The organism is Bacteroides sp. AM07-18, assembly GCF_003602695.1.
Taxonomy (GTDB): domain Bacteria; phylum Bacteroidota; class Bacteroidia; order Bacteroidales; family Bacteroidaceae; genus Bacteroides; species Bacteroides uniformis.
Genome location: NZ_QTLM01000002.1, coordinates 409905 through 423509, shown reverse-complemented (window position 1 = coordinate 423509; position 13605 = coordinate 409905). Strand labels below are relative to the sequence as shown.

The window sequence follows — 13605 nt, the reverse complement described above, 5'->3', positions numbered from 1 at the left end:
TTATACTTACCGTCTTCTGGAACCACCGCCGCCACTGGAACGACTGGCACCACCGCCACCACCACTGGAGTAACTGGAACGTGAGCTACTGCCTGAAGAGAAGCTGGAAGAAGAACGGGTGCTACCGGATGAACGTACAGGAGCAGAATATGAACGACTGCTGCTACGATTGTTATCATTAGAATAGCTGCGTGTCGGCGCAGTGCTTGAACCTCTGTTATAAGTCGATGAAGTTCTGCTGCGTGTTGAAGTTCCAACAGAAGAACGTACACCGGAAGAACGACTGCTGCGAACTCCTTCTACACTGCTATTATATGAACTACTACGCGTACTGCTTGGACGGGTGTAAGTGGAACGGCGGGTAGAAGCTGCACTCGAACGATTTACACTTGAGCGAGTTGCAGAAGAACCCGAACGAACTGTAGACGAACTTCTTGTACCCACCACCCGACGGGCTGACGTACCGGTACTGCTACGTCTCACTTGACCGGAAGTAGTACTGCTACGACGTACAGTCTGCCCTCCATTTACAACAGAAGAACGGCGGGAAGTGGAAGACGATACTCTGTTTCCGGCATATGAAGAACGGCTCGAACCATAAGAACGTCTATTGGTATATGCATTTCCCCAATGGCCGCCTCCCCAATGACCACCGCCACCGGGATAATATCCGGGATGATAGTGATGGTGATGATGATGTCCCCACCAGCCACCGCCGTACCAGCCGCCCCAGCCAAAGCTCCAGCTCGGACCGTACCAGCTGTTCCATCCCCAGCCATAGTAAGGATAACCGCCCCAACCATAAGAGTTATAGCGCCAATCCCACCACAAGCGGTTGGTGAATGTAGGGAAAGCATATGCATATAATCCGTCGGTATACACGTTCCAATCCCAGGAATTCAAGCCATAGACCACATCCCAATATAGCGGGCTGCTGATGCTGATGGCATAACGGGGATTACGGAAACGGATGATACGGGTAGCATACTCGTAATCATCCTGCGAACCTTCAAATTCACCGTTCACCCATTCGCCGTCCAGGCCGTCATCTTCTTTTTCATTGATGTAAAGGGTATCGTTCTCCATCACGAAATCATTGTCGCGGGAGTCATAACGGCGGTTATATTCGTCCACATCGCGGGTGTTTCCCTTACGGTCTTTTACTACAACAGTAGTGCTTCCCGGCGATGAATAGACAGTGGTCGGTACATTCGACTTTACTACAATCTCTTCTACGGGAGCAGCGACTTTCTTCTCCTGCTTCACCTCTTCTTTTTTCTCTTCCTTATTCTTGGAAGGAGTGTAGTAAAGGTCGTCATCTATACTTTGTGCCACCAGTGTCCATGGGAGGCACAAGGCAAAAAGCGATAAAAAAACAATCTTTTTCATATTAGTTTGGTCTATGGATTTTACGTTTATCTATTTCTTCACGTCACAAAGATAACGCCGGATTTTATCCCATGCAGCAGATTTTCCCCAAAGATTTATAGGGAATTCCCTAAATACCCTATCATTCAATAAATCAAAGTCCCTGCCGGATAAAAAAGAGCACGTTCGTTTTATTCTACCCTCGGTTTGCATTACCTTTGCAGAAAGATAAACAAATATACGCAGAAACTGGTTTGCTTCTAAAAATCATGTTCTGTATTTAACAAACAATCATATTCCGATGAAATATTTAGAATTTACATTCCGCACCGTTCCGTGCACAGAAATAGTCAACGATGTACTTTCCGGCGTCTTGGGCGAAGCCGGCTTTGAAAGTTTTGTCGAGCAGACCGACGGCATCACCGCTTACATACAGAAAGACCTTTATAGCGAAACCGTCCTCAAAGAGGCACTTGCCGACTTCCCCCTGCCCGACACGCAAATAGCATACAGCTATGTGGAAGCCGAAGATAAAGACTGGAACGAAGAATGGGAAAAGAACTTCTTCCAGCCCATCGTCATCGGAGACCGCTGTGTCATCCACAGCACTTTCCACAATGATGTTCCCCAGGCTGAATATGACATCGTCATCAATCCGCAGATGGCATTCGGCACGGGGCACCACGAGACCACCAGCCTCATCATCGGCGAACTGCTGGACAGTGACCTGCAAGGCAAATCACTGCTCGATATGGGTTGTGGAACTTCCATCCTTGCCATACTGGCACGCATGCGTGGAGCCTCTCCTTGTACGGCTATCGACATAGATGAATGGTGCGTGCGCAACTCCCTCGAAAATATAGCATTGAATGGAGTGGACAACATTGCCGTATCCCAAGGCGATGCCTCCTCTCTGAAAAGCAAAGGTCCGTTTGATATGGTTATCGCCAACATCAACCGCAATATCCTCCTGGCGGACATGAAGCACTACATAGCTCGCATGAATCCCGGAGCGGAGTTGTTGATGAGCGGTTTCTACATAGATGACATTCCCGTCATCCGCGAAGAAGCCGAACGTAACGGACTGCACTTTGTCCACCATCGTGAGAAGAACCGATGGGCAGCGGTGAAGTTCAGAAAATGAGCATTTATTCATCCCGTAACGCTTCTACCGGCGATATACGGCTGATACTGTGCGCTGGAATGTATACACCAAGCCATGTCACCGCCATCATCACCACATATACCAGCAGTGATACGATGCAGAAATGTGCAAAGAAATGATTGGTCAGGTAAAGGTCGCCATATCCCGGCACGCCGTCATCCAGCGTATAGAATCCTTCATAATAGGCCCACTGGAAATACAAGAAACAACCGACAAAGACAGCTATGGTTGTCATGATAAAAGCCTCTCCTATCAACATTCGGCAGATACCTCCGGGAGAGGCTCCATAGGATAGGCGGATACCTATTTCCTCGCGGCGAGTCCGTGTATGCAGCCAGAAGGTACCGCTTACAGCCAACAGCAAATTTATCATGAAGAAATAGGCCAAAGCATACTTCATCCGTATCTCGTTCGTAGCTCCTTCCTGCAAATCACTTTCACGCTGCACTTCATGGAAAGGAGTCAGTTTCGTGAACACCAACGAACCGGACGAAAGGTTATCATCCACCCACGACATGAATTCTTCTATAAAACGCCCTTCGGAAACATCCGCCTTTGTCCGGAAAAATATACGCAGCCCGCTATCAAAGGCCCATGAGGGCATCTGTTCTTCATTTCCATAGGAAACCAAGCGTACCAGATAAGGTTGCATACTGTTCCGCATTTTAATAGGCTTCATGATTCCTGCAACACGAATTTCCGTGGAATCATAAGTACTGTACACGCTTTGCCCGATCAAATCCTTGCCTTCGGAAAGCAACATGACGGCATCTTCCGACATTATCACGCTGCCTTTGGGAACTTCCAGCTTCTCAAGTGTCTCCCAAGCACCATCCTTAGCCGAACGGAAACGCCAAGTCCGGAAAAAGCCGGAGTTCGTAAAAAAGGGAATATACGTCATGCGTACCTCTACTGAATCTTTAAAAACTCTATTCATATTATTACCCGGAGAACTGGGATAGGCTCCGGACAGCACACATGTAGCTGACTCAATGTCCTTGTGATGGCGCAATCCCTGCATAATCCGTTCAAAGTCCCGGGCAGGAACGGAAAGTGTATCCGCCTTATTACGCGTCACCTCCAGACGGTAGAGTCCTTCAGCATCGTAACCGTTCGGGATGGACTGGTTGTATGTCAAGACAAACAACGGGTCCAGAACAGCCCAACTGACTATCGTTATCACCACCAGTTCCAGCATAATCCACAGATTGTGCCGACGGCTGTTCCACAGCATATTCATGATTTGTTGTAACATAACTTATTATTTTTGTCGGCTGAGCGAATAAACAATATCTTTCTTCAAAGCCACGCAGGTGGGTATCAATGCCGAAAGTAAATTCAGTACCACACAAACCACAAACGTAACTGCAAACAAGGTAGGATTGAACAGCATATCCGTCGTTATGCTCATCTGAACACTGTCCGGTAACGGTTGCGTTCCTCCGTCAAGCATGGTCAGCAACCAACTCTTAGCAAAGTACACCATGCTGAAAGAGAGTATCAGCCCCATAATGCCTCCCAAGCACGTCAGCAAAAGATTCTCCCATACAATCTGTGAGAAAAGACGTTCCCCGGTAGCACCGAATGCTTTCCGTATTCCCATCTCAGGAAGCCTGCGCTCCATGCGCGAGGAAATCATTCCTGACAAATTGAGTGCAGGTACTAACAACAGCATCAGCAGCCACAATCCCATTTGCCGGACTATCACAAAGAAATCCAAGTCGTCCATGTCATTGACATAAAACAGCGTCTTCCAATAAAGATAAGGCTGACCGTGCATCACCAGATGATAATCATCATGCGGCAGAGTATTGAATTTGCGTACATATTCATCTACCTGCAATTTCACCCGGTCGGCATCTGCTGCCGAGGGCAGAAGAACTGCCACCTGAAACGGTCCGATTACTCCCCACTGGTTATTGTCTCTCACATAGGCAGGCTGGCAGGTATAAGGCAACCAGACTTGCGCGTAACTCAGCTTCATGGCATAGCTTGGCGACTTCACGACCCCACATACACGGTAATCCGTATAATTCAGTTTGATATACTCCCCCACGGCATCCCCTTTTCCAAAAACACGGCGAGCCATATCTTCCGAAATAACCGCTGTACGCATGCCACTCTGAAAATCGGCATCAGTAAAAGGTTGTCCGTAAATGAAGGAAAAATCGAATACTTTCCAGAAGCCGGTATCGGTCAGCTTCACAAGTGCTGAAAGAGGACGCTTCACATTCCCTACTTTCACAAACCAGCTATCGGCATCGCTCACGGCAGTCACAGCTTCCACTCCCTCCAAAGAGTAAAAGCAATCCTTTACAAAAGGGATGGAAAATTTCCAGGTAGTATTCCAGTCCGTATCTTTTGTATATTGCATATGAGCTGAAGATGCAACAAGCATACGGCTACGATGGGTCTCAGGATAGATATCCCCTATCTTTATATAATACAAGACAGCCAGTACCATGACCATAGAGATAGCCAGTCCGGTAGCGACAATATAGAAGCAACTGAACAAGGGTTGCTGCTTCAGCATCATAAAAGATTGTTGCAAGTATTTTCCTATCATACAGATACATATTAATGTATGATAAAAAGCAAAAGACAGACCAAACTGCCAACAATCAGATTATCAAAGAAAAACGAAACTAAGCCTGTGTCCGAAAATGAACACATGTCCACTATCGGACAGATGAAAAACAGTAACGACGGATTACTTCTGCAATGTAAGCGCCTGCAACTCTTCCAGTGTCCCGTTAAAGACGTTCAAATCCACCTCTTTTTCGATACCGGGCACAGTGCCTACATCGGTGTGCTGCCAAAAGTGCCACTTGCCCTCATAGCGCACGGAATCTACATAATAATGGGCTATCCAATAAGGATAAGCATTGAAAATGGAATCGCTGAGATAGCGTTTCTTGAATTTATAGGAAGTATAAAGAATAGGCTTTACGCCGTAATGCGCCTCTACTCTATCCAGCCAAGTCTTGACTGCCGTTTTAAGTTCCTGCGGTGACTGCTTGCCGGTAGTCTCCACATCAAGTACGGGAGGCAGGTCTCCCTTTGCCAGCTGCACGGTACGGATAAAGAAATCGGCTTGCTTGCGGGCATCGGTCTTAGGGATAAAATAATGATAGGCACCACGGATAAAACCGTATTTACGCGCCTGGCCGAAGTTCTGCGTAAACGTATCGTCACCATGATCGCCGCCTTCGGTAGCTTTCAGAAAAATAAAGTGAATGGGAAATTGGGCTTCTCTATTATGTGTCAGGAGTTCCCAATCTATCTTTCCCTGATAGTGGGATATGTCTATGCCATGCACCTCATAGTTGCAAGGCATACATACACCGTAACCTTTCTGACCATAACAAGGCTTCCAGCGATAAGCATAAGGACGAATGAAAAACCAGTAAAAGCCGGTAGAAAAAACAAGAATGATACAGACCGCCAAAAGATTGCGCAACCATACGGGCATGGTACGCGGCTGCATTTTCTTCTTGCTCCGCGGAGAGGAAGAACGACGAACGGCAGCAGTTCTGCGCCGGGAATTTGTGGAGGTCTTGGTTGCCATGAGTAAATGAAAAGAAAGGGCGGAATGAACCGCCCCTCCGTTTTATTGTCAACTAGTTGATGCGTCAACTTATTTAGCCTGCTCCAACTGCAAAGTCTTCGTAGCCTGGTCACAAACTTCTGTCGGACCGAAGTACTGGATAGGACCCGGATAAACATAGTCTGTTTCCATAGCCCAACGATCACGCTGAGCGGCGAATGCCTTGAACGGAGCACCGTCCAGCTTCACCAGAGCCTTCTGGATAACCGGCTTCATTTCACCGTGGCGACGTTCCATGTTCATCATCATAGTGATGGGCACACCGCCTGCAATCCATTCTTCGGCAGGAGCAGTAGTGTTGCGTACAGAAGACATGTAACCGGTCTTTCCGTTAGCAATCAATGCAGATGCTGCATAACCCAAAGAGTAGCAGTAGTCAGCGTCGAAGTTTGACGGAGCAGCGCAACGTCCTTCGTAACCGAAGAAGTGGTGTTGTGCAGCAAACTTGCCTACGAACTTGCCCTCTTCTTTCCACTGAGCCAGCTTGGTACCCACCATTTCGGACAGCAACTTTTCAGTTTCAATCAGAGATACCTGTACGTTTCCGTGCGGGTCGCGGTCCAGAGACAATTGGCGAGCCACGCCTTCGGGCAAGCTTGCGTAAATGGCAGCATTCTCCGGAGAGAGTTTACGGATGATATAATCGCGTTGGTGAGATTTCTTAATTTGAGCAAACTCTTCTGCATTGGCAGCAAGGAAGTCGTTCAACTCAGCAATTAGACGCTTCATGGCCGGGATGAATTCAACCAATCCTTCGGGGATAAGAACCGTACCGAAGTTGTTGCCCTGGGCTGCACGTTCAGCAACAACCTTGGCAATGCTGGTCACGATGTCGTCCAAAGACATATCCTTAGCTTCAACCTCTTCAGAGATGATACACATATTGGGCTGTACCTGCAATGCACATTCCAAAGCGATATGAGAAGCAGAACGTCCCATCAGCTTGATGAAGTGCCAGTATTTACGGGCAGAGTTACAGTCACGTTGGATGTTGCCGATTACTTCAGAGTAAGTCTTGCAAGCCGTATCGAAACCGAAAGAAGTTTCAATCATATCATTCTTCAAGTCACCGTCGATGGTCTTGGGGCAACCTATTACCTGCACGCCATAATTCTTGGCAGCATAGTATTCAGCCAGTACGCAAGCATTGGTGTTGGAGTCATCGCCACCGATGATTACCAGTGCCTTGATGCCGAGTTCCTTCAGGATTTCATAACCTTTCTCAAACTGTTCTTCCTTTTCCAGCTTGGTACGGCCCGAACCGATGATGTCAAAGCCGCCCGTATTGCGGTATTCATCAATGATGTCAGCAGTCAGTTCCATATAATTATGGTCAACCAAGCCGCCAGGGCCCAGAATAAAGCCATACAATTTGCTGTCTTTGTTCAGCTTCTTGATACCGTCGAAAATACCGGAAATCACATTGTGACCGCCAGGAGCCTGTCCACCGGAAAGGATAACACCCACGTTCATTGCGGGGAAGTTAACCACCTCATCGGTAGTTTCAAACTTAATCAAAGGCATTCCGTACGTGTTGGGGAACAATTTCTTGATTTCTTCCTGGTCAGCAACAGACTGAGTAGCTGCGCCTTCTGCAGCCTTAACAGTTCCTTTCAGCGCTTTCGGAAGTTTGGGCTGATAGGCAGCCCTTGCAATTTGCAATGCACTTTTAGTCATTTCTCTTAATTATTTAAAGGTGTTAGTAAAGTTCCGTTTAAAAGCGTCGCAAATTTCGCTTTTTTTCGTAAGATATGCAAACGAGAGGCCGAAATAATGTATAAAATGACATTTATCGTTTTTTATCCTAAAATAAAAAGGAGAAGAAAGCAATTAACTGATTTATTGTGTTATCTTTGCCGCAAAGTTTGAGTTACGAGTCGTTATCGCATTGTTCTTCTTTTAATATACAACTATTATTAGGCGGTCTCTTCCATAATTATTCTCCATACTCCAATTTAATAATTACAATTAATTAAAATTTCAAATGAACATTTACATTTCAGGTTTAAACTTCAGCACAACAGACGCTGATTTGAGCGATTTATTTTCAGAGTACGGAGAAGTTTCTTCTGCAAGAATCATTACAGACAGAGAAACAAGAAGATCCAGAGGTTTCGGTTTCGTAGAAATGCCGGACGATGCAGCAGGCCAAAAAGCCATTGACGAATTGAACGGTGCTGAATTTGACCACAAACAAATCTCGGTAAACGTGGCACGCCCCCGCGAAGAAAGACCTTCCAATGGCGGCAATCGCGACAGAAGAGGCGGTTACAACTCTAGAAGATATTAATATTCTTAACTACTGACAAAAGCAGGAGGTGTTGTAGCAATGCCCCCTGCTTTTTTTATAACTCAATAAATAAAAATACATGGCCAAATCCATCTCCGCAGACAAGCGTGAAAATGAAAAGAAAAGACTCGCCCGACGAGCTGAAAAACAAAAAAAGAAAGAAGAAAAAAAACTATCCAACAAAGCCAATAGCTTTGAAGATATGATTGCCTATGTTGACGAAAACGGCATGATAACCTCTACTCCTCCGGCAGAAAACACTCCCAAAGAAGAAATAAAGCTGGAAGAAATCGTCATATCAACTCCCAAAAAAGACAAGGAAGAACCGGTCATCCGCAGAGGACGTATCGAGTTTTTCAATGAATCGAAAGGCTTCGGCTTCATCAAGGACTTATCCGGGGTCGAAAAATACTTTTTCCACATTAACAATGTGCTGACAGATATAGCAGAAAACAATATTGTGACGTTCGACCTCGAACGTGGCCTTAAAGGCATGAATGCTGTAAACGTAGCTCTTGAAGTAGAAAAGGCAAAGGAAAAGAAAGAAAACAAGGAGACTCTAAATACAGAATCCTAGATGAAATAAGCCAATTATAGAACAAGGGCGTGTATATACCATCAAATATTTCGGTACATACACGCCCTTGCTGTCTTCTTTAATCACACGTCATTCGGTTTGCCAGCCACCCCCCAATGCCTTATAGACATTTACCATGGCAATAAGTTCGTCGCGGATGGCATTGCTCACCCCTATTTGGGCATCGAAATAACCACGCTGGGCATCGAGCACATCCATATAATTGATGACGCCGTTGATGTATTGCAACTGTGCCAAATCCACATATCCCTTGGCAGAACGTTCAAGTTTGGCACGCAGTTGGTAGACCTCCTTTATCTTATTGAAATCTACAATGGCATTCTTCGCTTCCTTAAAAGCATTCAGCACTGTCTTTTCATAGCTATGCACTTCGGCTTCAAAAGAAGCCTTCTGTGCATTCAATGCAGCACGGTTCTTTCCCCAACCGAAAAGTGGTGCCAAGACTGCCCCATTCAATAAGGAATAGGGAGATTCCAGGAAATTGGATAACACATCACTTTCCAATCCAAATTGTCCGGTCAGGGCCAAACGGGGGAACATATTGGTATAAGCAACTTTCACTCTGGCATGTTCAGCCCTCAACTGCTGCTCCGCCACACGGACATCGGGGCGACGTTCCAACAAATCGGAAGGCAGACCTACCGGTAAGGACTCCGGCACATCCAGTTCCTGCAGAAAATTGACACGCTTGATACGGGTAGGGAATTCCCCCACAAGGAAGGATATATCATTTTCTTTCAGAGAGATACGGCGTTCCAAATCCGGAACAAGAGTAGCCGTACGAGCCAACTCCACTTGAGCCTGTTGATAAGAGGTCTCCGAGGTCAGCCCTCCTTCAAAACGGATACGCGCCAAGCGCACTCCCTCTTCACGCGCCTTTTGTGTCTGGCGCACAATCTCCAGTTCCGTATCAAGGGCTACCAGCTCATAATAAGCCTGCGCCACTTCGGCAACGATGGTCATGCGCAACGCACGCTGCGCCTCCACACTTTGCAAATATTCGGCCACAGCAGCCACTTTTTTCCATCTCAAGTTTCCCCAAAGGTCCAGTTCCCAAGAGAGCAACGCCTTGGCTTCGTAAGTATTGCCTACATCACGGCTATGACCACCGTAATTCTCCACCTCGCGCTCAGCCTCCACCTTTCCGGTGAGCTGCGGCAGAAGGTTGGCAACACTGATACGTTTTTGGGCAGCCATCTCCTTGACACGGGAAGCTGCAATCAGCATGTCTTTGTTATATTCCAGAGCACGGTCTATCAAAGCACGCAGCGTGCTGTCCGTATAAACTGCCTGCCACTGTTCATCGGCTATGCTCATGCTATCCTGCTGCTGTGCCAGGCTATCCGGCAATGCCATCTCCGGACGCACATAGCTCTTGCCCACCTTGCATGAGGTAAGGGCAAACATACTCAGCAACAAAATAATATATATGTTCTTTCTTTTCATAAACGTTGTCTTTAAAATCAGTCTTTCTTAATCTTATGCTGCACTTTGGCTTTTGTCTTGTATACCAGGACAAAGAAGAACGGTACAAGCACAATACCGAATACAATGGCAAATATCATTCCGAAGAAAACACCCGTACCGATGGCCTGACGGCTCGCCGAGCCCGGTCCGCTTGCCAACACCATAGGAAGCATTCCCAATACAAAGGCGAGGGAAGTCATCAGGATAGGCCGGAAACGGAGTTGGGCAGCATGGATGGCAGACTGTATCAAGTCTCCTCCCTTGTCAACCTGCACCTTGGCAAACTCCACAATCAAAATGGCATTCTTTGCCGCAAGCCCCACCAGCATCACCAAGCCGATCTGGAAATAAATATCATTCTCCAATCCGCATATCACAACGCCCAGATAGGCACCCAAAGCGGCAACCGGCAGTGAAAGCAATACAGCGATAGGCACCGTCCAACTTTCATATTGCGCAGCCAAAAAGAGGAATACGAAAAGGAATACCAGCGTAAGCACAAGACCCGTCTGTCCTCCCGCCTTCTTTTCCTGATAGGAAAGGCCACTCCACTCCAGACCGATATTGTCCGGCAAGTGGTTACGTGCAATCTGCTCCATAATCTCCATTGCCTGGCCGGAACTGTAGCCTTGTGCCGCAGAACCGCGGATGACGGCAGTGGTAAACATATTGAAACGCTTGATACTGCCCGGACCGGTGGTATAAGAGGCATTTCCCAAGGAAGTAAGCGGCACCATCACTCCGTCTTTTGCCTTTACAAAGAACAAGTTGATATTATCCTTATGCTCACGATAAGGAGCCTCGGCCTGGATATACACCTTATATATACGGTTGAACATATTGAAGTCATTCACATATACTGAACCGGTATAGGCCTTCATGGTAGAGAATACATCCGCCAGGGGCACACCCAGCATTTTCACCTTATCACGGTCCACATCAAAATAAAGTTGCGGTATTTCAGACTGCAAGGATGATGAAAGCCCCGTCAGCTCCTTATGCTTCTGGGCATAATACATCAGCGTATCTGCCGCCTGCACCAAGTTGTCAAACGTCGCCTCTCCACGCGCCTCAAGCTGCATTTCGAAACCTCCCGAGGTACCCAATCCCGGAATGACCGGAGGCGTGGAAAGATAGACCTTGCATTCGGGATATTCCTTCAAATCCTGCTCCACATTCTCCATTATCTTATCGATGGAAATCCCCTTACGCTCTTCCCACGGTTTCAGAATAACCGTCAGCTCACTGCGTGCCTGGTTGCTACCCACACGGGGGCTGCTACCCGTCACGTTCTGCACATAGGCCACATAGGGATTCTTCTCCAAGTATTGCACGGCACGGTCGGTCACCACACGGGTTCGCTCCAAAGTAGCACCTTCCGGCAACTCCAACTCTATCTTAAAATAGCCCTGGTCTTCTACCGGCAGGAAGCTGGTAGGCACCAACCGGTGGATAATGAAAATGGCAACCAGTACCAGGCCGAACGCACTCATCAAGCGGCGGGGATTCCTGATGACCCGGTTAATGACAGCCACGTATTTGTGATTGCCCAAGTTCAGCCATTCATTGATTTTGCGGAAAACTATGTTCTTTTTCTTTCCACTGTCGGGCTTCAATATGAGCGAACACATGACGGGACTAAGCGTCAGGGCCACTACCGTAGAAAGCAATACGGAAACGGCGATAGTAATGGTAAACTGACGGTATAACTGTCCGGTGATTCCGCTCAAGAAACTTACCGGCACAAACACGGCACAGAGCACCAATGATGTGGCAATCAAGGCACTTGCCAATCCGTTCATCGCCTTTTTGGTAGCTTCATACGGGCTCAATTTCTCCGTCTCCATAAGATGTTCTACATTCTCCACCACCACAATGGCATCATCCACCACAATACCGATGGCGAGAATCAATCCAAGCAAAGTCAGTATGTTCAGAGAGAAACCGAAAATAAGCATGAAACCGAAGGTACCAATCAGGGAAATAGGTACCGCAACAATCGGTATCACCGTCGCACGCCAACTTTGCAAGGATAGAAATACAACCAGCACCACCAGAATCAGCGCTTCGAACAACGTCTTGTACACTTCGTGAATGGATTCGGAAATATAAGTCGTCATGTCGAAGGGAATCTCATAACTCATCCCCTCAGGGAAATTTGCACTGATTTCCTCCATAGCAGCCTTTACGCTCTTTGCAACTTCCATTGCATTGGCCCCGGGAAGCATATAGATACCGAGAACGGCAGCATTCTCACCGTTGATGCCACTCTCCGTGCTATATGAAGATGCTTCCAATGAAACACGCGCCACATCGCGCAGACGGATAATGGAACCGTTGGCATTGGCACGGACCACAATGTCCTCAAACTGCTTTGCCGAACTTAAACGTCCCTGGGTAGTGATAGGGATAGTAATGTCGAGTCCCTTCACCGGCTGTTGTCCCAAAACACCCGCAGCAGACTCACGGTTCTGGTCCTTCAGGGCATTCTGCAAATCCTGCACCGTCAGTCCGAAGTTGGCAAGTTTGTCGGGCAACGCCCATATCTGCATGGCATAGTAGCGGCTACCGATGTTGGAAACACGTCCCACACCGGGGATACGGCGCAACAAGTCGAGTACATTGATAGTAGCAAAGTTACTCAAATAAATTTCGTCGAACTTCGGGTCACTGGAAGTCAGACAGATAGTCATCAATTGGCTGGGAGCCTGCTTTTCCACAGAAATACCGTTCTGAATCACTTCGGCTGGCAAACGGCTCTCCGCCAGTTTCACACGGTTCTGTATTTCTACGGCAGCCAAATCCGGGTCGGCAGACACGTCGAAAGTGACCGTAGCTGAAAATCCTCCGGAATTAGAACTGTTGGACTCCATGTACAGCATACCGGGAGTACCGTTTATCTCTTGCTCGATAGGGGTTGCCACCGCCTGCGAAACAGTCAATGCACTGGCTCCCGGATAGGAAGCACTGATTTTCACTACGGGAGGCGTTATCTGCGGATATTGGTCTACCGGCAGCATGGTCAGGCCAATGATACCGACAATTACAATCACAATCGATATCACCGCCGAGAATACCGGGCGGTCTATAAAGAAACTTACTTTCATAAC

10 protein-coding genes are annotated in these 13605 nt (G+C 47.4%); 3 read left to right on the top strand and 7 right to left on the bottom strand.

The genetic code is table 11. The features are described from left to right. Positions 1-6: 6 nt before the first annotated feature. Positions 7-1389, bottom strand: a complete 1383-nt coding sequence (locus tag DW096_RS05310) for a hypothetical protein (protein ID WP_117749533.1) — start codon at positions 1387-1389, stop codon at positions 7-9. A gap of 280 nt (positions 1390-1669) precedes the next feature. Between DW096_RS05310 and prmA the strand changes: the two genes are divergently transcribed. Beyond that, on the top strand, positions 1670-2512 hold the full coding sequence (gene prmA, locus DW096_RS05300) for a 50S ribosomal protein L11 methyltransferase (protein WP_057256391.1): 843 nt from the start codon (positions 1670-1672) through the stop codon (positions 2510-2512). A 4-nt stretch (positions 2513-2516) separates the two neighbouring features. Here prmA and DW096_RS05295 read toward each other — a convergent pair whose 3' ends face one another. The 4 genes from DW096_RS05295 to DW096_RS05280 all read right to left on the bottom strand — a co-directional run bounded on the left by DW096_RS05295 (position 2517) and on the right by DW096_RS05280 (position 7817). Further along, entirely contained in the window at positions 2517-3788 is a 1272-nt protein-coding gene (locus DW096_RS05295) for an ABC transporter permease (protein WP_016273403.1), read from the bottom strand. A 6-nt stretch (positions 3789-3794) separates the two neighbouring features. Continuing rightward, positions 3795-5099, bottom strand: a complete 1305-nt coding sequence (locus DW096_RS05290; RefSeq protein WP_016273402.1) for an ABC transporter permease — start codon at positions 5097-5099, stop codon at positions 3795-3797. 144 nt (positions 5100-5243) lie between these two features. Beyond that, positions 5244-6101 (bottom strand): glycoside hydrolase family 25 protein, encoded by an 858-nt coding sequence (locus DW096_RS05285; protein WP_165859458.1) that lies wholly within the window; start codon positions 6099-6101, stop codon positions 5244-5246. 69 nt (positions 6102-6170) lie between these two features. Further along, positions 6171-7817, bottom strand: a complete 1647-nt coding sequence (locus DW096_RS05280) for a diphosphate--fructose-6-phosphate 1-phosphotransferase (RefSeq protein ID WP_005826644.1) — start codon at positions 7815-7817, stop codon at positions 6171-6173. A 307-nt stretch (positions 7818-8124) separates the two neighbouring features. On the opposite strand from DW096_RS05280, the gene DW096_RS05275 reads away from it, so the two are divergent. Both DW096_RS05275 and DW096_RS05270 read left to right on the top strand, forming a co-directional pair. Next, the gene (locus DW096_RS05275) at positions 8125-8430 is read left to right on the top strand and encodes an RNA-binding protein (RefSeq protein ID WP_057088124.1); all 306 of its coding nucleotides are present in this window, start codon (positions 8125-8127) and stop codon (positions 8428-8430) included. Positions 8431-8509: 79 nt separating this feature from the next. After that, positions 8510-9007: a cold-shock protein gene (locus DW096_RS05270; RefSeq protein WP_005826650.1), complete on the top strand. Its 498-nt coding sequence runs from the start codon at positions 8510-8512 to the stop codon at positions 9005-9007. A 90-nt stretch (positions 9008-9097) separates the two neighbouring features. Here the strand turns inward: DW096_RS05270 and DW096_RS05265 are convergent, their stop codons facing one another. Both DW096_RS05265 and DW096_RS05260 read right to left on the bottom strand, forming a co-directional pair. After that, positions 9098-10474 (bottom strand): efflux transporter outer membrane subunit, encoded by a 1377-nt coding sequence (locus tag DW096_RS05265; protein ID WP_005826651.1) that lies wholly within the window; start codon positions 10472-10474, stop codon positions 9098-9100. A 17-nt stretch (positions 10475-10491) separates the two neighbouring features. Continuing rightward, the gene (locus DW096_RS05260; protein WP_117962606.1) at positions 10492-13602 is read right to left on the bottom strand and encodes an efflux RND transporter permease subunit; all 3111 of its coding nucleotides are present in this window, start codon (positions 13600-13602) and stop codon (positions 10492-10494) included. Positions 13603-13605 lie beyond the last annotated feature (3 nt).